The 22,846-nt window shown below is 73.1% G+C and carries 15 protein-coding genes and 3 pseudogenes; 5 read left to right on the top strand and 13 right to left on the bottom strand.

Features of this window, described 5'->3' with window-relative positions; genetic code table 11:
- Positions 1-66: 66 nt before the first annotated feature.
- The 3 genes from AXW62_RS18195 (at position 67) to AXW62_RS18185 (ending at position 3,328) form a co-directional block, all read left to right on the top strand.
- A complete protein-coding gene (locus tag AXW62_RS18195) occupies positions 67-711 on the top strand; it encodes a bifunctional DNA primase/polymerase (RefSeq protein ID WP_060945455.1) in 645 nt (214 codons plus the stop codon).
- A gap of 152 nt (positions 712-863) precedes the next feature.
- Positions 864-1,628, top strand: a complete 765-nt coding sequence (locus AXW62_RS18190) for an ABC transporter ATP-binding protein (protein WP_030828483.1) — start codon at positions 864-866, stop codon at positions 1,626-1,628.
- Entirely contained in the window at positions 1,625-3,328 is a 1,704-nt protein-coding gene (locus AXW62_RS18185; RefSeq protein WP_060945453.1) for a hypothetical protein, read from the top strand. Before AXW62_RS18190 ends, AXW62_RS18185 begins: the two co-directional genes overlap by 4 nt.
- Positions 3,329-3,804: 476 nt before the next feature.
- On the opposite strand, the gene AXW62_RS41100 is transcribed toward AXW62_RS18185, so the two are convergent.
- From AXW62_RS41100 to AXW62_RS18170, 4 genes are all read right to left on the bottom strand, one after another.
- Positions 3,805-4,149, bottom strand: coding sequence for an SH3 domain-containing protein (locus AXW62_RS41100; protein WP_079115673.1), 345 nt, complete (start codon positions 4,147-4,149; stop codon positions 3,805-3,807).
- Between the two features lie 87 nt (positions 4,150-4,236).
- Entirely contained in the window at positions 4,237-5,424 is a 1,188-nt protein-coding gene (locus tag AXW62_RS18180; protein WP_060945452.1) for a lactate 2-monooxygenase, read from the bottom strand.
- A 161-nt stretch (positions 5,425-5,585) separates the two neighbouring features.
- The gene (locus AXW62_RS18175; RefSeq protein ID WP_030828471.1) at positions 5,586-6,455 is read right to left on the bottom strand and encodes an alpha/beta fold hydrolase; all 870 of its coding nucleotides are present in this window, start codon (positions 6,453-6,455) and stop codon (positions 5,586-5,588) included.
- Between the two features lie 848 nt (positions 6,456-7,303).
- The gene (locus AXW62_RS18170) at positions 7,304-7,996 is read right to left on the bottom strand and encodes an iron-dependent transcriptional repressor DtxR (RefSeq protein WP_030828468.1); all 693 of its coding nucleotides are present in this window, start codon (positions 7,994-7,996) and stop codon (positions 7,304-7,306) included.
- 151 nt (positions 7,997-8,147) lie between these two features.
- On the opposite strand from AXW62_RS18170, the gene AXW62_RS18165 reads away from it, so the two are divergent.
- Entirely contained in the window at positions 8,148-8,903 is a 756-nt protein-coding gene (locus AXW62_RS18165) for an SIS domain-containing protein (RefSeq protein WP_060945451.1), read from the top strand.
- A gap of 62 nt (positions 8,904-8,965) precedes the next feature.
- Here AXW62_RS18165 and AXW62_RS18160 read toward each other — a convergent pair whose 3' ends face one another.
- On the bottom strand, positions 8,966-10,585 hold the full coding sequence (locus AXW62_RS18160; RefSeq protein WP_060945450.1) for a PAS domain-containing protein: 1,620 nt from the start codon (positions 10,583-10,585) through the stop codon (positions 8,966-8,968).
- Positions 10,586-11,312: 727 nt separating this feature from the next.
- Positions 11,313-12,008 carry a pyridoxamine 5'-phosphate oxidase gene (gene pdxH, locus AXW62_RS18155; protein ID WP_244503047.1) on the bottom strand — a complete coding sequence of 232 codons (696 nt, stop codon included), beginning with the start codon at positions 12,006-12,008 and terminating at the stop codon, positions 11,313-11,315.
- A 352-nt stretch (positions 12,009-12,360) separates the two neighbouring features.
- Between pdxH and AXW62_RS18150 the strand changes: the two genes are divergently transcribed.
- On the top strand, positions 12,361-13,461 hold the full coding sequence (locus tag AXW62_RS18150) for a citrate synthase 2 (protein WP_030828456.1): 1,101 nt from the start codon (positions 12,361-12,363) through the stop codon (positions 13,459-13,461).
- Positions 13,462-13,690: 229 nt separating this feature from the next.
- On the opposite strand, the pseudogene AXW62_RS18145 reads toward AXW62_RS18150, so the two are convergent.
- The 7 genes and pseudogenes from AXW62_RS18145 to AXW62_RS18120 all read right to left on the bottom strand — a co-directional run.
- Positions 13,691-14,284 (bottom strand): annotated as a pseudogene (locus tag AXW62_RS18145) (TetR/AcrR family transcriptional regulator); the annotation flags it as partial.
- 215 nt (positions 14,285-14,499) lie between these two features.
- A pseudogene (locus tag AXW62_RS18140) lies at positions 14,500-15,258 on the bottom strand (enoyl-CoA hydratase family protein); the annotation flags it as partial.
- A 134-nt stretch (positions 15,259-15,392) separates the two neighbouring features.
- Positions 15,393-15,545: pseudogene (locus AXW62_RS43995) on the bottom strand (hypothetical protein); the annotation flags it as partial.
- A gap of 99 nt (positions 15,546-15,644) precedes the next feature.
- Positions 15,645-16,805 carry an acyl-CoA dehydrogenase family protein gene (locus tag AXW62_RS18135; protein ID WP_060945449.1) on the bottom strand — a complete coding sequence of 387 codons (1,161 nt, stop codon included), beginning with the start codon at positions 16,803-16,805 and terminating at the stop codon, positions 15,645-15,647.
- A gap of 396 nt (positions 16,806-17,201) precedes the next feature.
- Complete coding sequence (locus tag AXW62_RS18130; protein ID WP_060945448.1) at positions 17,202-19,295, bottom strand: acetyl/propionyl/methylcrotonyl-CoA carboxylase subunit alpha; 2,094 nt, start codon at positions 19,293-19,295, stop codon at positions 17,202-17,204.
- A 159-nt stretch (positions 19,296-19,454) separates the two neighbouring features.
- Positions 19,455-21,053: an acyl-CoA carboxylase subunit beta gene (locus AXW62_RS18125; protein WP_060945447.1), complete on the bottom strand. Its 1,599-nt coding sequence runs from the start codon at positions 21,051-21,053 to the stop codon at positions 19,455-19,457.
- A complete protein-coding gene (locus tag AXW62_RS18120) occupies positions 21,050-22,699 on the bottom strand; it encodes an acyclic terpene utilization AtuA family protein (protein WP_252368646.1) in 1,650 nt (549 codons plus the stop codon). Before AXW62_RS18120 ends, AXW62_RS18125 begins: the two co-directional genes overlap by 4 nt.
- Positions 22,700-22,846 lie beyond the last annotated feature (147 nt).

The raw sequence follows: 22,846 nt of genomic DNA, 5'->3' as shown, positions 1-22,846 counted from the left end.
GCCCGTGCGGGGGCCGGGCCGTAACCCTTGTTGACGGCGGAAGTTGTCCTGTGCGTGGAAGAGACCATGGACGTGACAGGAACACCACAGATCCCTCAACAGCGCGGGGAGCGGCTGCGCGACGCCGCGGTGCGCTATGCCGAGGAACGGCATTGGGACGTGCTCTCCGGCGCCTGGCTGGAGGCCGTGGACGGAGTGGAGCGCTGTTCCTGCCGGGCCGCCGACTGCCCGGCCCCCGGCGCCCATCCGACCGGCCGGGACTGGGTGAACCAGGCCACGGGCAGCGCGGTCGTGATCCGCCGCATGTGGGCCAGGACGCCGCGCGCCTCCGTCCTGCTGCCCACCGGCCGCACCTTCGACGCGCTCGACGTACCGGAGTCGGCGGGCTGTCTGGCGCTCGCCCGGATGGAGCGCCGCCGGGTCGAACTGGGCCCGGTCACCTGCACCCCCGGCCGCAGGATGCTCTTCTTCGTCCTCCCGGGCGCCGCCGCCAAAGTCCCCGACCTGGTGCGGAATCTGGGCTGGCCGCCGAACGCGATCGACCTGACCGCCCGCGGCGAGGGCGACTACGTGGTCGCGCCGCCGAGTCGGGTGGGCCACCGCGGCCCCATCCAGTGGGCCCGGCGGCCCACCGCCGCCAACCGCTGGCTCCCCGACGCCCAGGAACTGGTGAGCGCCCTCGCCTACGCCTGCGGCCGCGAGCGCCGCTGACCCCCGGCCCCCTCCCCGGCCCGGCACCTATGGTGGAGCGACGACCGGGGGCGCCACGACCGGCCCCCGTGGGAACGTCGCGACGAAATCGGGGTAAGCCGGTGCCGCAGGAGCAGCCAGCAGACAGCACGCAACCGTCCAGGACCGCCGCCGTGCGGGTGCGCGGCCTGACGAAGCGCTACGGGGAACAGATCGCGGTCGCGGGGATCGATCTGGAGCTGCCCGCCGGTCAGTTCATCGGACTCGTCGGGCCCAACGGCGCCGGTAAGACCACCACCCTCTCGATGATCACCGGCCTGCTGCGCCCCGACGCGGGGACGGTGGAGATCGGCGGTCACGACGTCTGGCGCGACCCGGTCGAGGTCAAGGCGCGGATCGGGGTGCTGCCCGAGGGGCTGCGGATGTTCGAGCGGCTCTCCGGCCGGGAGTTGCTCACCTACACCGGGCGGCTGCGCGGGCTGCCCGGCGAGGAGGTCGACAAGCGCGCCACCCAGCTGCTGGACGTCCTGGATCTCGCGGGCTCCCAGAACAAGCTGGTCATCGACTACTCCACCGGGATGCGCAAGAAGATCGGACTGGCCGCGGCGCTGCTCCACAACCCGGAAGTGCTCTTCCTCGACGAGCCCTTCGAGGGCGTGGACCCGATCTCCGCCCAGACGATCCGCGGCGTCCTGGAGCGCTACACCCGCTCGGGCGCGACCGTCGTCTTCTCCAGCCACGTCATGGAACTGGTGGAGTCGCTGTGCGACTGGGTCGCGGTGATCGCGAAAGGACGGATCCGGGCCCACGGTCCGCTGGCCGAGGTACGGGGCGACGCGCCCTCCCTCCAGAACGCCTTCCTGGAACTGGTCGGCGCGGGCCGGCGCCTGGCGGGCCAGGGCCAGAACCTCGACTGGCTGGGCGGCGGCGCCCGATGACGCTCACCGACCCGCTCGACGCCCACGGTCCGCTCGGCGCCCAGGATCCGCTCGGCGCCACGGCGCCCGCACCGCCCGCCGCCCCCACCGGCTCCCCCACGCCGGTCTTCATCGCGCTGAAGCTGGCGCTGCTGCGCAACGGGCTGCGCCAGTCGGCCGGCCGGCGGGCCGCGTACGTCGCCTCGATCGTGGTCACCCTGCTGATCGCCGCGTTGCAGCTGCTCGGTCTGGTGCTGCTGCGCGGCACCGACCACGCCGACGCGCTGGTCACCCTGCTGACGGCGGTACTCGCCCTCGGCTGGGCGGTGATGCCGCTGTTCTTCCCCGGCGGCGACGAGACCCTCGACCCGACCCGGCTGGTGATGCTGCCGCTGCGGCCGCGCTCGCTGATCACCGCGCTGCTGGTGTCCTCGCTGATCGGCATCGGCCCGCTGTTCACCCTGACCCTGGTGAGCGGTTCGGCCATCGCCGTCGCGCACGGGGCGGCGGCCGCGGTCGCGGGGGCCGCGGCCGTGGTGCTGACCGTGCTGGTGTGCGTGGCGCTGGCACGCGCCGTCGCGACCGCCAACAGCCGCCTGCTCACCAGCCGCAAGGGGCGCGATCTGGCGCTGCTCAGCGGGCTGTTCGTGGCGATCGGCGCGCAGTTCCTCAACCTCGGCGCGCAGAAGCTCGGCGGCGGGGACGGCCTGGCCGTACTGGAGCCCGCCGCGAAGGTCCTGCGCTGGGTGCCGCCCGCGGCGGCGGTCGACGCCGTCCAGGGGGTGAGCGACGGCGCCTACGGGGTCGCCGCCGCCCAGTTCGCGCTGACGGCGGGGGCGTTGGCGCTGCTGCTGTGGTGGTGGACGGGGAGCCTCACCCACCTGATGACCACCCCGGACGCCTCCACGCTCCAGGCGGCGGCCCCGCGCGAGCGGCGGGGCTCCGGGGCGGCCGACACCCCGGACGCCTCGGGTCCGTTCGCCCGGCTGCTGCCCGCCGGCCGCACCGGGACGGTGCTGCTGCGGACGCTGCGCTACGCCGTGCGAGACCCGAAGACCAAGTCGGCGTGGGTCACCTCGGTGGGCATCGGCCTGCTGCTGCCCGTCATCACCGCGGTGCAGGGCAATGGCTCGGTCTATACGGCGTGCTGGGCATCGGGGCTGTTCGGCACGCAGATGTACAACCAGTTCGGGCAGGACACCTCCGCCTTCTGGATGGTCGCGCAGACGATCTCCTCTCCTCGTGACGCCTATCTGGAACTGCGGGGCCGTGCGCTGGCCCTCCTCCTGGTCGCGGTGCCGTACGTGACCCTGGCGGTGCTCGGCTCCGGCTACTTCCTGAAGAACTGGCCGGCCGTTCCCGAGGCGCTCGGACTCGCGCTGGCGCTGCTCGGCTCGATGCTGGCGACCGGCGCCATGACCTCCGCGCTGGCCCCGTACTCCATTCCGCAGGAAAGCGGTTACAAGAACGTCGTCCCGGCACAGGCGGGCATCGCCTGGATCAGCATCTTCGGCGGAATGGCCGCGGGCGCCGTGCTGTGCGCACCGGTGCTGGGCCTGACGGTCTGGCTGCACCTGTCCGGGGCGCACGGCTGGCTGTGGGTGGTGCTGCCGCTGGGCGCGGTGTACGGCGCGGTGATCGCGGAGACCGGGCTGCGGATGGCGGCGCCGCGGGTCGCGGCACGGCTGCCGGAGATCCTGGCGGCGGTCAGCAAGGGATGAACCGCGGAACCAGGCGGCGGGCCGGGGCTGCGAGGCCCCGGCCCGGAGGCTGATCACGGCGGGCCCGGGGCCTGATCACGGCCCCGGGCCCGCCGCGGAGTGGTGAGACCTCGGCCCGGCTATGGGCCGGGGTGCTGGCGTCGCACCGAAGCAACCGCATCAAAGCGACCGGACCGAAGCGACGCACCGAAGCGACGCACCGAAGCGACTGCACCGAACCGACCGGGCCGAACAGCGCGCACCGAACCAGCCGCACCGAACCGACCGGGCCGAACAGCGCGCACCGAACCAGCCGCGCCAAACCGAACCGCGCCGCACAGCGCGTACCGACCCAGCCGCGCCAAACCGAACCGCGCCGCACAGCGCGTACCGACCCAGCCGCACCGAACCGAACCGCGCCACACAGCGCGGGCCGAACCGACCGCGCCGTACCGACCGCAGCAGGCGGTGCGCGCCCAACTGCCGTAACGTTCCTCCTAGTCGAGGTACTGGCTGTAGACCCAGCCTCTGGTACCGGGCCGGATTCCGGAGGTGGTCCGCTTGAGGATCTTTCCGTAGGACCAGCTGTTCTTGAATCCCCGGGTGCGGCAGAAGTACCGGAAGGAATCACCCCGGTAAAGCGTCCCTATGGCGCGGTACCGCTTCCCCGGCCCGGTACGGAATTGCGCTCCGCTGGTGGAAACCTTGAAATTGACGTCCGGGGAATTGAACTGACACGCCGATGACCCCACGGCCGACGCCGTTGGCGCCAGGGCCACGGAACCACCCAGCGTCAGCGCCGCAACGAGCACCACCATCGAGGCTTTACGTTTGATCTCCACGAAATCACCCCCCGCTATCGATTAATTCGCTGTGCGCCGAAGAGCGTAGCACCCGTCAATCCGGCCCCTTGGGAGAGGACGTAATGCTCAGCCGAGTGCCTCCGGGGTGAGCCCCGCGGCATCCGTATGGCCCGACAGCGCCAGGGTCAACTCGAACTCGGCCAGCAGGGCGCGGATCACATGCTCCACCCCCGGCTGCCCGTCCAGGCCGAGCCCATAGGCGTACGGCCGGCCCAGCAGCACCGCGCGGGCGCCGAGGGCGAGCGCCTTGAACACATCGTCACCGGTGCGCACGCCACTGTCGAAGAGCACGGCCAGCCGGTCGCCGACCGCCTCCACCACCGCCGGCAGCGCGTCGGCCGCCCCGATCGAACCGCCCACCTGGCGGCCACCGTGGTTGGAGACGACGACACCGTCCATCCCCGCCGCCGCCGCGCGACGGGCGTCATCGGGGTGCAGCACCCCCTTCAGCACGATGGGGCCTTCCCAGTGCTCGCGCAGGAACGCCAGGTCCTGCCACGTCTTCCCGGGGTCGCCGAACATCCGCACGAAGTGCAGCACCGCGGCGTCCCGGTCCTCGTGGACCGGCTTGGCGAGCCCGGCCTGGAACGCCGGATCGGTGAAGTAGTTGGCGGTGCCCACACCACGCAGGAACGGCAGGTACGCCTGGTCGAGATCGCGCGGCCGCCAGGCCAGCAGCGGGGTGTCGAGGGTCACCACGAGGGCCGTGAAACCACACGTCCGCGCCCGGTCCAGAAAGCTCCTGGTGACCTCGCGGTCCTTGCCCCAGTACAACTGGAACCACCGCTCGCCGTCCCCCATCGCCTCCGCGACCCGCTCCATCGGCGTGCTGGACGCCGAGGACAGGATGAACGGCACGCCCTGCGCCGCCGCGGCCCGGGCCGCCGCGCACTCGGCGTCCGGGTGCATGATCGACAGCACGCCGATCGGCGCGAGCGCGAGCGGCGCGGGCAGCCGGGCGCCGAACAGCTCGACCGACAGGTCCCGCCGCCGTACGTCACGGAGCATGCGTGGCACGATCCGATACCGGTCCAGCGCCGCCCGGTTGGCCCGCTCGGTACTGCCGTTGCCCGCGCTGCCCGCGACATAGCCCACCGGGCCGGGCCCCAGCCGCGCCTCGGCCAACTCCTCGAGCCGGGTCAGATCGGCGGGCAGCCGGGGAACGGCGCCGGTCATTCCGTTCAAATAGATCTCGTACTGAAAGGCCGCCCAGTCCCTACCGGGTTCCGGCTCCGTGATGTCGCCACCGATCATGTACTTCCCCTCACCTGGCGATTGCTGGTCGAATTCCCTTTGCTGGAGAGGCTGGAGGGCAACCCATCGGACGGCAACCGGTTGAACGGCCACCGGTTGGACGGCAGCCCACTGGACGGCAGCCCGCCAAAAGGCAATCCACTGAACGGCATATCCACCCGCTAGACAGGCAGGACGGAGGCCAGGAAGGGCTCCACGGCGCGGCGCCAGCCGTCCGGCTGGTCGTAGTGCACAAGATGACCGGCATCCACCACCTCCGCATACTGCCCGCGGGGCAGCACCCGGACCATCTCCTGCGCCTCCGCCCGGCCCAGATCACCGTCCAGCCCGCGCACGACCAGGGTGGGACACTGGACCTGCGCCAGCTCCTCCCAATGGGCGTCATGGGCCCAGGACTCACGGACCTTCAGCATCTGACGGCAGGAGAAGACCGGGCGCCAGCCGTCCGAGCGCTCGGCCATGACCTCGGCGAAGAAGTCGCCCCGCGGCGGATTCGGCCGCTCCAGGGTCGGATCGTCCTCACCGAACCACTTGCGCACATCCGCGAGGGTCGCGAACGGCACCGGCCAGGAGCGGAACCAATCGGCCCACTCGCGCTGCGAGGCGGCACCGAGGGCCGAGGCCCGCATATCGCAGATGACCAGCGCCCGGACCAGATCGGGCCGACGGGCGGCGAGCTGCCAGGCGGTGAGGGCGCCCATGGCATGGCCGATCAGGGTCACGGGGGCGAGACCGAGCTGCTCTACGGCCGCCTCGGCGTCGTCCACATAGGTGGAGCGGTCGAACGGCCCCTCGGCCGGTTTCTCGCTGCGGCCATGGCCTCGCTGGTCGAGGGCGACCGCCCGATGGCGGGTGGAGAGCCAGCGAGCCGTCTCCGCCCAGTGGGCGGCGCGGCCCAGCAGCCCATGCAGCAACAGCACTCCGGGGCCCCGCGCTTCCTCGCGGCCACCGTCTGCCTTGGGCGGATCGGTGAACTCCCAGGCGGCGAGCCGCACGCCGTCGGCCCCGCTCACATCGATGCGTCGCACCACGTGGTCTGGCACCTCCAACCCTCTCTCGAACGCCCTCACAGTATCGAACTCGTATTCGAACACGCCGCTGTTGCGGCCCAACACCCCTCATTCGAGTGACCGCGCCCAGGGATTGATCGTCTGCGCCGTGGGGAGACAGCTAGCGGGAGGCGGACTGCTCGGGGAAGGAAGTCCGCGGGGGACGACCCTGAGAGCTCGGGGCTCCGGGTCACCAGGGCCCCGGGTCGCACCGGCCGCGTTCGCGCGGACCGTGCGGCCCGGGGCCCGGCGGGGGGACATGGGGAAGCGGGGCCCCGGCACCTGACGGCACCGGGGCCCTCGCTGAAGCACACCCCCTCGGCGGCACAGCCCTTCGGGCCCACCGCAGCCCCCTCCCCTGACGGCCTGAGCGTCAGCGACAGGGTCGCACGCGTCGGCCCCGCCCGCTCGGTTTCTCTCGACTCCGGTTTCGGGAAAATCCGTCGTCGCAGGTCGTGACGGCCGAATCGACTGAACGGGGTGTATCGGTCAGCGTGTCGAGGCACGCGGGGTGGTGCGGGGCGTGCGGGAGGTGTTCGGAAGGGGCGGGAGCTGCTGGGTCAGGGCGGCTCAGCCGACCTTCGGGCAACGCGCGATCGGCGCTCGGCCAGCTCTCGGACAAGGCGCGACCGGCACTCAGCCGGTCGCCCTCGAACAACGCCTCCCGGCGCTCGGCTGGCCCTCGGACAACGCCCCACCAGCGCTCGACCGCCCCTCGGACAACGCGCGACCGGCGCTCGGCCGGTCCCCCTCGAACAACGCCCCACCAGCGCTCGGCCGACGCTCGGACACCACCTCACCAGCGCTCGGTCGGCGCAGACAGCGGTCGGTCAGCGCTTGGCCACGAAGACGTGCGAGGCGATCTCCGCCTCCAGCTCCGCCGCCTCACCACTGCTGCCGACCAGCACTCCGCCCGGCGACTCGGTGACGCTCACCACGGAGCCCGGCTGGACCCCGGCCCGCCGCAGCGTGTACATCACCTGGGCGTCGGCCTGGATGGGCTCGCCGATGCGGCGCACCACCACCGTCTTGCCCTCGGAGCCGGGCTCCAATTCCCGCAGGCTCACCATGGACTCGTCCAGGAACGGATCGACCTCGGCCTTCTCGCCCAGCTCCTCCAGACCCGGAATCGGGTTTCCGTAAGGCGACTCGGTCGGGTGGCGGAGCAGCTCCAGAACGCGCCGCTCCACCGCCTCGCTCATCACATGCTCCCAACGGCACGCCTCGGCGTGGACCTGCTCCCACTCCAGCCCAATCACATCGACGAGCAGGCACTCCGCGAGCCGGTGCTTGCGCATCACCCGCGTGGCCAGCCGACGGCCCTCTTCGGTCAGCTCCAGATGACGGTCGCCCGCGACCGTGACGAGACCGTCACGCTCCATTCGCGCCACCGTCTGGCTGACCGTCGGACCGCTCTGTTCAAGCCGCTCGGCGATCCGGGCGCGCATGGGGACCACGCCCTCCTCCTCGAGCTCGAGGATGGTGCGGAGATACATCTCCGTGGTGTCGATCAGTCCGGACATGCGTGCCCCTCGATGTGTCGTGCGGTGGCCCTGAACCAATTCTGACGCATCCCACCGACAACGGGGCCGAGTCGGCCCCTTCCGCCGGAAGCGGCCGGACTGCTATTGACAGCGTCATGATCGGAACACCTACGAGGAAGGCCACGCGTTGATGAGCGAGTCCAAGCAGGCCGGGCAATTCTTCGACGCGGCCATCGGCCTGCTGCGGCAGGTGCGGGACGAAGAAGGCGAGCATATCGCCGCGGCGGGCACCCTGATCGCCGATACCGTCGTCGCGGGCGGCCGCCTCTTCGCGTTCGGCGCCGGCCACTCCTCCCTGCCCGCGCAGGACGTCGTCTACCGCGCGGGCGGTCTCGCGCTGATGAACCTGCTGCCGGTGCCGGGGATGGTGGGCGTGGACGTCGTTCCCGCCACGCTCGGCAGCGCGCTCGAGCGCGTCGACGGACTGGCCACGACCGTCCTCGACAGCAGCCCGCTCCGGGCCGGGGACCTGCTGTTCGTGATCTCGCTGTCCGGGCGGAACGTCCTGCCCGTGGAGATGGCGATGAGCGCGCGGGACCGCGGTGCCACGGTGGTCGGCGTGACGTCGGTCGGCTACGCGACCGGCACGACCTCGCGCAACGCCACCGGTGGCTTCCTGAAGGACCACTGCGATCTGGTCATCGACAACAAGATCCCGGTCGGGGACGCGGAGCTCACGGCGGACGGCGTCGGCGCGCCCTTCGCGCCCGCGTCCACGGTCGTCACCAGCGCCATCATGCAGTCCGTGGTGGCGTCCGCGGTCGGGGAGCTGGCCGGGCGGGGGATCGAGCCGCCCATGCTGAGGTCGGGGAACGTGGACGGCGGCCACGAGTGGAACCGCAAGGTGATGGCCGAGTACCGGGACCGGATCTTCTACCAGCGGTGAAGGCCGAGCGCCCGGGACCGGATCTGCTACCAGCGGTGATCCCTTGGCGGAGGGCGCTCGCCTCAGCGGCGGCGTACGGCCAGGTCCACCGAGGCCGCGACCCGTGCCGCGACGTCCTCCGCGTACGCCGCGTCCGTCCGGTCGAAGGGCCGACGGCTCGAGGTGCGCAGGAAGGTGACCACGCCCAGGGTGCGGCCACGGCTGCGCAGCACCGCGCACAGGCCGTGCACCGCGCCCTCCGGCCATTTGCGGGCCGCCGCCCACTGGGCCGCCGTCGGCTCGTCCGAGCGTCTCGCGCTCGCCCGTACCGAACCGCAGCGCTCGGCCGCCTGGAGCGCCGGATGGTCCTCCGGGTAGCCCAGCGGGATGCCGCCCGGGACGACGGGCGGGCAGGGGCCCGGGGTGCCGGTGGGGGTGGCCGCCGCCCGGACCAGCCGGATCCGGTCCGCCGGGGCGCCCGGCGGCGGGTCCAGGACCAGGTCGATCAGGGCGTGGTCGGCGAAGCCCGCCAGCGCGAAGTCCAGGTGGACCGAGGCCGCCTCCATCGGGTCCTCGCATTCGGCCGCCGCCCGGGTCGCCCGGTGCAGCTGGTTACCCCGGAAGCGCAGCCGGGCGCTCTCCTGCTCCTGGCCCTTCACCTCCGTCACGTCCTGGAAGATCCAGGCCACACCGAGCGGTGTCGGCTCCTCGGTGAGCGGTGAGGCCAGCCGGAGGAAGCCGCTGCGCCAGCAACGGCGCAGCGCCACCGTGCCGGGCTCCCGGCCCGCGCCGCGCTCCCGGCCTTCACCGCGGTCCAGGCCCTGGCCCCGGTGGAGCCCCTGGCCCCCCTGGTCGAGGTCCTCGCCGCACACCGCCTCGTCGTCGTCGAGCAGTTCGTAACGCACCCCGTCCGGGCCCGCCACGCCGTCCGCTCGGCCGGCGTCCCGCAGGGTCACCCACAGCTCGGTCGGCGCCGGGGGCGCGCCTTCCGCCAGCACGTGCTGCAGCGCGGCCTCCACCTCCTCGACGCCCTGATCCAGGAAGTCGCCCAGCGGCCGGCCGGGAGCGGCCTTACGGGACGTGCGCAGCGCGCCCGCCGCGCTGGCGTTGACGACGGCCACCCGCAGGTCCGCGTCGACCAGGACCACCTTCCACGACGCGTCCTCCAGGAGCGCCTCGCTCAGCGCGATCGACCGTTCCAGGTCGATCTGCGCGTGCACCTCGCTGAAGGCGCAGTACACCCCGGCCGGGCGGCCGTCCGCGCCCGGCACCCCCGAGGACTGTGCGCGCACCAGGACCCGGCCGCCGTCCTTGGTCAGCAGCGCGAACTCGTGGACCCGGCGCCCTGGGGCGCCCATGGCCTCCGTAAGGCGTTCCTCGACCTCCCGGGCGTCCCCCGGGCGGGCCGCCCAGCCGCCCAGCCCCTTGCGGCCGACGGCCTCCGCGGCCGTCCAGCCGAGGATGCGCTCGGCCTCGCGGTTCCAGTGGGTCACCGTGCCGTCGGCGTCGAACGCGCACAGGGCGGCGTCCATCCCGTCGAGCAGCGCGGCGAGGAGCTCGGCGTCGGGCCGCTCGGGCCCGTCCGGGCGGTCGGACCGGCCGGACCCCGGCGCGGACGCCGCCCCCGCCTGCCCCGGGACGCCCCGTGAGGACCGTGCGGAACGCGCTGGACGTGCGGGTTCGGAACGTTGGGAAGCGCTCACCGGACACCCCCTGCTGGACGTGGCTGTCTGTGGTGGGGCACGTCGGACATTGAACTCGAACGTGACTCGCGCCACACCGCATTCGGGGAAATCGATGCCTCCCGGAAATTCGCTTGTGTGTGGCACGAGGGGGTTCTTAGGCTGTGCGGTACACGAGAAGGGAGGTGGTTCGGCAGATGTATGAAATCCGGACGCGTGAGGTGACTGCGGGCTAGCAGTCCGTCGTCGCGCTCAGCGCATTCGCCGGACTGGCACACCGACAGGTGTGCGGCCGGCCAATCCCACGCAGTCACCCGACCCGCGGGTCGCCGGTACGTCCGACCGGCCCCCTTCCGCCTCATCGGGGCGTCAGGGGACAGACCCGCGGGTTGTCCGCGTATCGGGGCCTTTGGTCCGGCCCTACGGGCCAGTGGTTCCGTCGTCTCGCGTCGCCCCTTCCGTCGCCTTCCGTCGTCCGTCGCCCCTTCCGCACCGGCCGCTACGAGCGCGCCGCGCTCAGCCGCTCCAGCCGCCGGAAAGCGCTCCAGCCGTCGGCCACGCTCACGGGTACGCACGGATACCGGCGCAGGCGCTCGACCTGCCCGGCCGCGCCCACGCCCACGGGTACAGGCGCTCCAGCCTCCGGCTGCCCTCCCGGGTACGCACGGATTCCGGCGCAGGCGCTCGACCCGCCCCGGCCGCGCCCACGGGCGCAGGCGCTCCAGCCGTCGGCCGCGCTCGCGGGTACTTACGGGTACAGGCGCTCCACCCGCCAGCCCTCCGCACCGGGCAGCCGGACGTACCGCAACCGGTCGTGCAGCCGGTTCTCGCGGCCCTGCCAGAACTCCACGGCCTCCGGGACCACCCGGAACCCGCCCCACTCCGGCGGCACCGGCACCTGCTCACCCGGCGGATAGCGGTCCGCCAGTTCCTCGTACGAGCGGTCCAGCTCCGCCCGCGATCCCACCACCGAGGACTGCGTGCTCGCCCACGCCCCCAGCTGCGACCCGTGCGGCCGGGTGCGGAAGTACGCCGCCGTCTCGTCCCGCCCGGTCCGCTGCGCGGTGCCGGTCACGATCACCTGCCGGGCGATGGGGTGCCAGGGGAAGAGCAGTGCGACATGCGGGTTCTCGCCCAGTTCACGGCCCTTGCGGGAGCCGTAGTTGGTGTAGAAGACGAAGCCGCGCTCGTCGAAGCTCTTCATCAGGACCGTGCGGGAGCTGGGGCGGCCCGCCGCGTCGGCCGTCGAGACGACCATGGCGTTCGGTTCGAAGAGCCCGCTGCCGACCGCGTCCTCGAACCACCGGGTGAACTGCCGGAACGGGTCGCCCGCGAGGTCGGCCTCGTCGAAACCCGCCGCGCGGTAGTGCTCGCGCATGGCGGCCGGGTCGTACGTACGCGCGGAGGAAGCCGAGGGCTCCGAGTCAACGTGAGGCACGGGCATATCTTGCAACATCATCGGTCCGTCGCACGGGCTGCCCCGAAAGAGCGATCCTCCTCCCCCGCCCCCGCGCCCCGTAACCCTCGCGTGCGGCGGACACGATGTGCCGCTTCTCACGCTTCCCCGTGGGGAGCGCACCCACCAGACTGAGGCCGACCATGCGCCTGCCGGCACCCGGGCAGGCCCCACCCGCCGTGTCCCGGAGGTCACTCCCCGCCGCGGTTGGGTGACCACCACCCGCACGGGGCACATCACGGAGTGACCGGTACCGACCGCGAGCCGCGTCAGGCGGCCGCGTAACCGTTCCGGCACCATCTCCACCGCCGCCGTCGTCAGCATCATGAGGAGCCGCCTGATGTCCGACTTCGTACCCGGACTCGAAGGAGTCGTCGCGTTCGAGACGGAGATCGCCGAACCCGACAAGGAGGGCGGCGCGCTCCGCTACCGAGGCGTGGACATCGAGGACCTCGTCGGCCACGTCTCCTTCGGGAACGTCTGGGGCCTGCTGGTCGACGGCGCCTTCAACCCGGGGCTGCCGGCCGCCGAGCCGTTCCCCATCCCCGTCCACTCCGGGGACGTCCGGGTCGATGTGCAGTCCGCGCTGGCCATGCTCGCACCCGTCTGGGGCCTGAAACCGCTGCTGGACATCGATGAGGTGCAGGCCCGTGAGGACCTCGCGCGGGCCGCCGTGATGGCCCTGTCGTACGTCGCCCAGTCGGCGCGCGGCCAGGGGAAGCCGATGGTGCCGCAGCGGGAGATCGACAAGGCCGGGACCATCGTCGAGCGCTTCATGCGCCGCTGGCGCGGTGAGCCCGACCCCAAGCACGTCGCCGCCGTCGACGCGTACTGGACCTCGGCGGCCGAGCACGGGATGAACGCCTCCACCTTCACCGCCCGCGTCATCGCCTCCACCGGCGCGGATGTCGCCGCCGCGCTCTCCGGCGCGGTGGGCGCCATGTCGGGGCCGCTGCACGGCGGTGCGCCCTCCCGGGTGCTCGGCATGATCGAGGAGATCGAGCGCACCGGGGACGCCACCGGATACGTCAAGCAGGCCCTCGACCGGGGCGAGCGGCTGATGGGCTTCGGCCACCGCGTCTACCGCGCCGAGGACCCGCGGGCGCGGGTGCTGCGGCGCACCGCGAAGGAGCTGGGCGCACCGCGCTTCGAGGTCGCCGAGGCGCTGGAGCGGGCCGCCCTGGACGAGCTGCACAACCGTCGGCCGGACCGGGTGCTGGCCACGAACGTGGAGTTCTGGGCGGCCATCGTGCTGGACTTCGCCGAGGTCCCGGCGCACATGTTCACGTCGATGTTCACCTGCGCCCGCACCGCGGGCTGGAGCGCGCACATCCTGGAGCAGAAGCGGACCGGCCGCCTGGTCCGGCCGTCGGCCCGGTACGTCGGCCCCGGGGCGCGCAGTCCGCACGACATCGAGGGCTACGACGACACCAAGCGCTGAGTTGCGCTGGCTTGGGTTGATTTGGGTTGGCTTGCGTTGACTCAGCGCTGACTCAGGAGCCGTCCGTGGAGGGGGCCGGGACGGTTGGTGGGGCGCCCGTTGGGTTCGGGGCGGTTGGGGAGGCGGTGGTTGGCGTGACGGTGGTTGCGGTGGTTGGGTCCGGGGCCGTTCGAGTGACAGCCGTTGGAGTGACGGCCGTTGGGTCGGGGGCCGTTGGCGCGGCGGTGGTCAGGATCCCCTCCAGGATGTGCGACCACTGGGCCACCACCCGTTCCCGGCGGTGGCCGTCGTCCGTGAGGAGGTTGGCCAGGCCGAGGCCGCGCCCCATGTCCAGCAGGCCCTGGACGGCCTCCCGGACGCCCGGCACCGACTCGTCGGCGCCCAGCAGCTCCACCGCCATCCGGTGCGTCTCACGGCCGATCTTCGCCTCCAGGGCGGTCACCCGGGCGCCCAGCTGGTCCTCGTACGAGGCCGCCACCCACAGCTGGAGGGCGGCCCGGAAGAGCGGGCCGGTGTAGAGGCTGACCAGCGCCTCGACCACCGCCCGGACCCGGCCCTCCCCCCGCGGGGCGGGGAGCGCGCGCAGCTCCGCCGAGCGCTCCTCGGCGACATGCTCGACGGCGGCCGTGAAGAGGTCCTCCCGGGTCGGGAAGTGGTGCTGGGCCGCGCCCCGCGACACCCCGGCCCGCTCGGCGACCACCGCGACCGTGGAACCGGCCCAGCCGTGCTCGGCAAGGCAGGCCACGGCGGCCTCCAGCAGGCGTCTGCGGGTCGCGCGGCTGCGGTCCTGCTTGGGGTCGCGCAAGGGCGTACGGGGGGTCACCGGGACGCCCCCGGAGCGCCGGTGCCTGGCTCCGCCCCGGTGCCTGGCTCCGCCCCGGTGCCTGGCTCCGCGCCCGACCTCGGCCCCGCGTCCCGCGCCACTCCTGTGCCTGCGCCCCGCGCCGTTTCCGCGTCCGGCCTCGCCCCCGTGCCCGGCTCCGCCGTCCCCGCGCCCGGTGCCGACCTCGTGTCCCGCGGGTCCGGTGCCGTGTCGGGCGCCCAGGCCGGGGCGCGCCGTTCGCGGAACGCCGTCATGCCCTCCCGCGCCTCCTCGGAGGCGAAGAGGCGGGCCGACAGCGCGGCCAGCGGTTCGCCATCCCGGTCGAAGGCGCGCAGCACCTCGGCGGTCACCAGCCGCTTGGACTCGGCGAGGCCCTGCGGCGAGCCCCGCCGCAGCCCTTCAAGGACGGGCGCCAGCGCCTTCTGCGCGTCCCCCTCCGGGTCCGCGATCGTCACCAGCCCGATCCGGGCCGCCTCCGTGGCGTCGAACCGCTCACCCGTGAGGTAGTAGCGGACCGCCGCGCTCCGGTCCAACCGGGGCAGCAGCGGTATCGAGATGACGGCCGGGGCGAGGCCGAGCCGCGCCTCGGTGAACGCGAAGGTCGCCCCGCGCCCCGCCGCCGCTATGTCGCACGCCCCGAGCAGCCCGAGCCCACCGGCCCGGACATGTCCGGTGACGCGTGCGACGACCGGTTTGGGCAGCTCCACGATCGACCGCAGCAGTGCGACCAGTCCGGCCGCCCCGGACGCCGAGGGCGGTTCGCTCAGGTCCGCGCCCGCGCAGAAGGTGGTGCCGGTGTGGGTGAGCAGCACCGCCCGGACGCGGTCGTCCCGCCCGGCCGCCGCCAGCGCCTCGCGCAACTCACCGACCAGGCGCGTCGAGAGGGCGTTGCGGTTGTGCGGCGAGTCCAGGGTGAGCGTGGTGATTCCGCGCTCGGTGACGGACCGCACCAGCGGGCCGGACGCGGGCGGCACCGGCGCGTCGGTGCCGCCCTCGGCGTCGGCCGAGGAGCGGTCGGTGACGGAGCCGTCAGTCGTGGAACCACCAGCCGACGACCCAACGGTCGCGGAGCCGTCGGTCATGCGGCGGTCGGTCGTGGAGCCGTCGGTCATGGGGCGGTCGAACTCCTTTCCCTGGCGCGCAGTTCACGCCTCAGGATCTTGCCGGTGGCCGAGCGCGGCGCGAAGTCCGTGAACTCCACCCGGCGCACCTTCTTGTACGGGGCCACCTGCCCGGCAACGTACGAGATCAGGTCGTCCTCCACTGACCCGGGCCCCGGGCCGGGGCACCATATGGACACCACAGGGAACCCTCCCTCCCTCTCAGCCCCATCACGCTAGCCCGCGCCGCGCCGTACGGCTCAATACGACTTCGGCAGGCCCAGGGTCTGGTGCGAGACGAAGTTGAGGATCATCTCCCGGCTCACCGGGGCGATCCGGGCCACCCGGGCGGCCGTGACCAGCCGGGCAAGGCCGTATTCGGCGGTCAGTCCGTTGCCGCCGAGGGTGTGCACGGCCTGGTCCACCGCCTTCACCGCGGCCTCCCCGGCCGCGTACTTGGCCATGTTGGCGGCCTCGCCCGCGCCCGCGTCATCGCCCGCGTCGTAGAGGTACGCCGCCTTCGCCATCATCAGCCGGGCCAGTTCCAGCTCGATATGGGCCTGGGCGAGGGGGTGGGCGATGGCCTGGTGGGCGCCGATGGGCTCCTTCCAGACCTGGCGGGTCCGGGCGTAGTCGACGGCCTTGTCGAGCGCGTAGCGGCCCATCCCCAGCGCGAACGCCGCCGTCATGATGCGCTCGGGGTTGAGCCCCGCGAACAGCTGCAACAGCCCGGCGTCCTCGTCCCCGACCAGCGCGTCGGCGGGCAGCCGCACATCGTCCAGCACCACCTCGAACTGCTTCTCCGAAGCGGACAGTTCCATGGGGATGTGGCGGTGGGAGAAGCCGAGCACGCCGCGCGGGACGATGAACAGGCAGGGCTTGAGCTTGCCCGTCCGGTAGTCCTCGGTGCGGCCGACGATCAGGGTCGCGTCGGCGATGTCCACACCGGAGATGAAGACCTTACGGCCGTTGAGAATCCAGCCGCCGCCCTCGGTCCGGCGGGCGGTGGTGGTGATGCGGTGCGAGTTGGATCCGGCGTCGGGCTCGGTGATGCCGAACGCCATGGTGACGCTGCCGTCGGCCAGACCGGGCAGCCAGCGCTCCTTCTGCTCGGCGGTGCCGAACCGGGCGATGACGGTGCCGCAGATGGCGGGCGAGACGATCAGCATGAGCAGCGGACAGCCCCCGGCGCCCAGCTCCTCCAGGACGATGGACAGTTCGGTGATCCCGGCGCCGCCACCGCCGTACTCCTCGGGCAGGTTGACGCCGAGATAGCCGAGCTTGCCGGCCTCGGCCCAGAGTGCGAGGGCGCCGTCGCCCTCCTGGGGGCCGCCCGGGGCGTGTCCCTTGGCGAAGGACGAGACCGCGGCGCGGAGCGCCACGCGCTCCGGGGTGTCCACGGGCGTATGGGTGCTGGTCATGGACGGCTCCTCCCACTGTGCGATGCGTTGTGCGGGCCGTGCGGGTCATGCGGATCGTGCGGGACGTGCGGGTCGTAGGGTCCACGCGGCTCATGGGTTCCGCGCGGGTCGTGGGGTCCGCGCGGGTCGTGGAGTCCGCGCGGCTCATGCGGTGAGCGCGGGTTACGCGGTGGACGCGGCCCACCTGCTGGACGCGGACGCGGCCCACCCGTTGAGCGCAGCCCATCTGCTGGGCGCGGCCCAGCCGCCGGGCGCGGCCCACCTGCTGGACGCAGCCCACCTGCCGTACGCAGCCCAGCCGCCGGACGCGGCCCAGCCGCTGGACGCAGGCCACCCGTTGAGCGCGGCCCAGCCGCCGGGCGCGGGCCGTGGAGACAGTGCGGTTCGTCGGGCGTTTCACTCCTCCGCCGCCACGACGGCGAGCAGCGCTCCGACCTCGACCTGGCGGCCGGCGGCGGCGTGCAGTGCGGTGAGCACCCCGGCGGTGGGGGCGGTGACGCGGTGCTCCATCTTCATGGCCTCCAGCCACAGCAGGGACTGTCCGGCCTCCACCCGGTCCCCGACCGCCACCTCCGCGACCCGGACCACCGTGCCCGGCATGGGCGCCAGCAGCGAGCCCGGTTCGGTACGGTCGGTGGGGTCGGGGAAGCGGGGCAGCGCGGTGAACGCGTGGCCGCCCCGGGGCGTGTCGACGTAGCGGCGGTCCCCATAGGCCGTCACCTCGAACGTCCGCCGGACACCGGCCACCTCGAGGGCGACCCGCCCCGGGTCGGCGCTCAGCACCCGGACGCCGGGGAAGCCCTCCGCGAGCAGCCCGTCACGGGTGAGGCGGTAGCGCACCTCGTACTCGGTGCCGCCCGGTTCGGCGCGGTAGCTCCTCAGCTGCGGCTGGGAGGGGACGTTGCGCCAGCCGCCCAGCCGCCCGGCGACGGTCGCGGGCCGCCGTGCCGCGTCCGCCAGGGCGGCGGCGAGGGCGGCCAGCGGGACCGCCTGAACAGCGTCGGCGTCGGCGACGGCGGCGGCGGCGGTGTCGACGACGGCTTCAGCGACGGCGGCGACGTCCGCCGCGGCATCCGCATCGGCTGCGACATCCGCCGCAGCGTCCGCGTTGGCCTCCGCCTCGCCGTCCGCGTTGGCGTCCGCGACTGCGTCCGCGTCCGCGGCTGCCTCGGCCTCCGTATCAGCGGTCAGCTCGGCCAGATGGCGTTCGAGGAAGCCGGTGTCCATACGGGCCGCCGCGAACTCCGGGTGCCGCAGCGCCCGTACGAGCAGGTCCCGGTTGGTCACCGGGCCGTGGATCCGGGCCCGCTCCAGCCCGTGGGCCAGCCGCCGTACGGCCTCGGCGCGGGTCGGGGCGACGGCGATGACCTTGGCCAGCATCGGGTCGTAGTGGATGCCGATCGCGTCCCCGTCGGCCAGCCCCGAGTCGACCCGCAGCCCGGCGATCTCCAGCCGGTGCATGATCCCCGTCTGCGGCTGCCAGTCGCGCGCCGGGTCCTCGGCGTACAGCCGCGCCTCGACCGCGTGCCCCCGTGGCGCCGGAGGCTCGGCGTCGAGGGGCTCCCCCTCCGCGATCCGCAGCTGCAACGCCACCAGGTCCAGTCCGTAGATCTCCTCGGTGACCGGATGCTCCACCTGGAGACGGGTGTTCATCTCCAGGAAGTGCGCCCGCCCCGCCGCCGAGACCAGGAACTCCACCGTGCCCGCGCCCTCGTAGCCGATGGCACGCGCCGCGTTGGCCGCCGACTCGGCCAGGGTGCGCCGCAGTTCCTCGTCCAGCCCGGGGGCCGGGGCCTCCTCGACGACCTTCTGGTGGCGGCGCTGGAGGGAGCAGTCGCGGGTGCCGAGGGTCCAGACGGTGCCGTGGGTGTCGGCGAGCACCTGGACCTCGACATGGCGGGCGCCCTCCATATAGGGCTCCACGAAGATCTCACCGTCGCCGAAGGCGGAGACCGCCTCGGCGCGGGCGGAGTCCAGTGCGGCGGGGAGCGCGGCCAGGTCGCGGACCACCCGCATGCCACGGCCGCCGCCGCCCGCCGCCGCCTTGACCAGCAGGGGCAGATCACCCGCGGTGACACCGGCCGGGTCGAGCGGATCGAGCAGCGGCACGCCCGCCTTGCGCATGATCTCCTTGGCGCGGGTCTTGGAGGCCATGGCCTCCATCGCCTCGGGCGGCGGCCCCACCCACACCAGCCCCGCGTCCCTTACGGCACGCGCGAAGTCGGCGTGCTCGGAGAGGAAGCCATAGCCGGGGTGCACGGCGTCGGCCCCGGCGGCCAGGGCGGCCTTCACCAGCAGATCGCCGCGCAGGTAGGTGTCGGCCGGGGCGTCGCCCGGCAGCCTCACGGCGGCGTCGGCCTCGCGCGCGTGGGGCGCGTCTGCGTCCGCGTCGGAGTGCACCGCGACGGTGGCGATGCCGAGGTCACGGCAGGTGCGGAAGATACGCCGGGCGATCTCGGCGCGGTTGGCGACCAGCAGGGAACGGATCACGGGTTCCTCACTCACGTCCGGGCACAGCAGGCAAGGCCAACGAACAGACAGGCGGACGGACAGGCACGGCTCACGGGTTCCTCACCCACATCCGGGCACAGCGGGCAAGGCCAACGAACAGACAGGCGGACGGACGGACACGGCTCACGGGTTCCTCACTCACATCCGGAAGACGCCGAACCCACCGCGCGCCCCCTCGACCGGCGCGGTGTGCAGGGCGGACAGACACAGGCCGAGCACGGTGCGGGTGTCGCGCGGGTCGATGACCCCGTCGTCGTACAGCCGCCCGGAGAGGAAGAGCGGCAGCGACTCGGACTCGATCTGCTGCTCCACCATGGCGCGCAGCGCGGCGTCGGCCTCCTCGTCGTACGGCTGCCCCTTCGCGGCGGCGGACTGCCGGGCGACGATGGACATCACCCCGGCGAGCTGCTGCGGGCCCATCACGGCGGACTTGGCGCTGGGCCAGGCGAAGAGGAAGCGGGGGTCGTACGCGCGGCCGCACATCCCGTAGTGACCGGCGCCGTACGAGGCGCCGATGAGCACGGACAGATGCGGGACGCGGGAGTTGGCGACGGCGTTGATCATCATGGCGCCGTGTTTGATGATCCCGCCCTGCTCGTAGGCGCGGCCGACCATGTAGCCGGTGGTGTTGTGCAGGAAGAGCAGCGGGATGTCGCGCTGGTTGGCGAGCTGGATGAACTGCGCGGCCTTCTGGGACTCCTCGCTGAACAGCACCCCTTGGGCGTTGGCCAGGATCCCGACCGGATAGCCGTGCAGCGCGGCCCAGCCGGTGGCCAGGCTGCGCCCGTACAGCGGCTTGAACTCGTCGAAGTCCGAGCCGTCGACGATCCGGGCGATCACCTCGCGGGGGTCGAAGGGGATCTTGAGATCGCCGGGGACGATGCCGAGCAGCTCCTCGGCGCTGTACTTGGGCGGTTCGGCGGGCCCGGGATCGGGGTGGGCCTTGCGCCAGTTGAGGCGGGCGACGACCCGGCGGGCCTGGCGCAGCGCGTCGGGTTCGTCGGTGGCGAAGTAGTCGGCGAGGCCCGAAATGCGGGCGTGCATCTCGGCGCCGCCCAGCGCTTCGTCGTCGCTCTCCTCGCCGGTGGCCATCTTCACCAGCGGCGGACCGCCCAGGAAGACCTTGGAGCGCTCCTTGACCATGATCACGTGGTCGGACATCCCGGGGATGTACGCGCCTCCGGCGGTGGAGTTGCCGAAGACCACGGCGATCGTCGGAATGCCCGCGGCGGACAGCCGGGTCAGATCGCGGAAGAGCGCCCCACCGGGAATGAAGATCTCCTTCTGGGAGGGGAGATCGGCGCCGCCGGACTCGACGAGACTGACGACCGGGAGCCGGTTGGCGCGGGCGATCTCATGGGCGCGCAGCGACTTCCTGAGCGTCCAGGGGTTGCTGGCCCCGCCGCGTACGGTCGGGTCGTTGGCGCTGATCACGCACTCCACACCGGAGATCACCCCGATGCCGGTGACGATCGAGGCCCCGACCGGATAGTCGCTGCCCCAGCCGGCCAGCGGGGACAGCTCCAGGAACGGGGTGTCCGGGTCCAGCAGCAGCTCGATCCGCTCGCGGACGAGCAGCTTGCCGCGCTCGCGGTGGCGCCGGACGTACTTCTCACCGCCCCCGGCGAGCGCCTTGGCGTGCTCGCCCTCCAGTTCGGCGAGCTTGCCGAGCATCGCCTCCCGATGGGCCGTGTAGTCGGCGCCTGCGGGGTCGAGCGCGGACGCGAGCACGGTCACAGCAGTACCTCCGGTATGTCCAGATGACGTGAACGCAGCCATTCGCCGACGGCCTTGGCCTGCGGGTCGAAACGGGCCTGCGCGGCGACGCCCTCGCCCAGCAGCCCCTCCACGACGAAGTTCAGGGCGCGCAGCCGGGGCAGCGGATGGCGGGTCACGGTCAGCGGGGCCGTCTCGGGGAGCAGCTCCCGCAGCCGGTCGACGGTGAGGGTGTGGGCCAGCCAGCGCCAGGCGTCCGCACTGCGCGCCCAGACGCCGATGTTGGCGCTGCCGCCCTTGTCGCCGCTGCGGGCCCCGGCGACCGCGCCGAGCGGGGCACGGCGGGTCGGGCCCGGCGGCAGCGGCGGCGGCAACGGAAGCTCGTCCACCGGTTCTGGCAACGGAAGCTCGTCCACCGGTTCTTCGGGAACGGCGGCGGCGGGCGCCGGAGGAATGGCCCGCCGGGAGCCGTCCGGCAGCACGGCGGTGTGCGGCACGGTGTCGGCCGGCAGATACACGGCCTCGAAGACGCCGTAGGGGGAACCCTTCCCGGGCGGGGCGGTCACATGGAAGCCGGGGTAGCTGGCGAGGGCCAGTTCGACGGCCGCGCCGCTGATCACCCGCCCCACCGCCGCCTGGTCCCGGTCGCGGACCACCAGCCGCAGCAGCGCGCTCGCCTCCTCCTGCGCGGCCGCGTCGGGGTGGTCGGTACGGGACAGGGTCCAGCGGACCTCGGCGGGGCGGCGCTTGCTCATCGCCCCCTCCATCTGGTCCCGTACCAGCGCCGCCTTGGCCTCGATATCGAGGCCGGTGAGCACGAAGGTCACCTCGTTGCGGTGGCCGCCGAGCCGGGTCAGCCCGGTCTTGAGGGTGCGGGGCGGCGCCTCGCCCCGCACCCCGTGGACGCGCACCCGGTCCGGTCCGTCCTGGGTGAGCCGCACCGAGTCCAGCCGGGCGGTGACATCCGGACCGGGGTAGCGGGCCCCCGCCGTCTCGTAGAGGAGCTGGGCGGTGACGGTCCCGACCGTGACGGCGCCGCCCGTGTGCGGATGCTTGGTGATCACGCTGGAGCCGTCGGGCCGGATCTCGGCGAGGGGGAAGCCGGGGCGGCGGCTGTCGTGCTCGGTGAAGAACGCGTAGTTGCCGCCGGTCGCCTGGGTGCCGCATTCCAGGATGTGCCCGGCCACCACGGCTCCGGCGAGCGCGTCCCAGTCGTCGGCGGACCATCCGAAGTACGCGGCGGCCGGGCCCGTCACCAGCGCGGCGTCCGTCACCCGCCCGGTGACCACCACATCGGCCCCGCCCCGCAGGCACTCCGCGATCCCGCCCCCGCCGAGATAGGCGTTGGCGGTGACCACGCCCGGCCCCCAGTCGCGGGCACCGAGCAGGTCGTCGCCCTCGACATGGGCGACCCGGCAGCCGATACCCAGCCGGCCGGCGAGGTCACGGACCGCGTCGGCCAGCCCGGCCGGGTTGAGGCCGCCCGCGTTGGTGACGAGCCGTACGCCGCGCTCCATGGCCAGCCCCAGGGTGTCCTCGAGCTGGCGCAGAAAGGTGGTGGCATAGCCGCGCGACGGGTCCTTGGCGCGGTCCCGGCCCAGGATGAGCATGGTCAGTTCGGCGAGGTAGTCACCGGTCAGCACGTCCAGGGGGCCGCCGGTGAGCATCTCGCGCACCGCGTCGAAGCGGTCGCCGTAGAAGCCGGAGGCGTTGCCGATGCGGAGGGGCGCGGCGTCGGCGGCGGCATCGGCGCCGTCGGCGGCGGCATGCGGGCCGGGGCCGAACGGGTCGGCGGGCGGGCGCGTCACGAGGCG

The sequence above is a fragment of the Streptomyces hygroscopicus subsp. hygroscopicus genome, assembly GCF_001553455.1.
GTDB classification, from domain to species: Bacteria; Actinomycetota; Actinomycetes; order Streptomycetales; family Streptomycetaceae; genus Streptomyces; species Streptomyces hygroscopicus.
The sequence above is the reverse complement of the archived record's forward strand: the minus strand, read 5'-3'. Positions and strand labels throughout refer to the sequence as shown.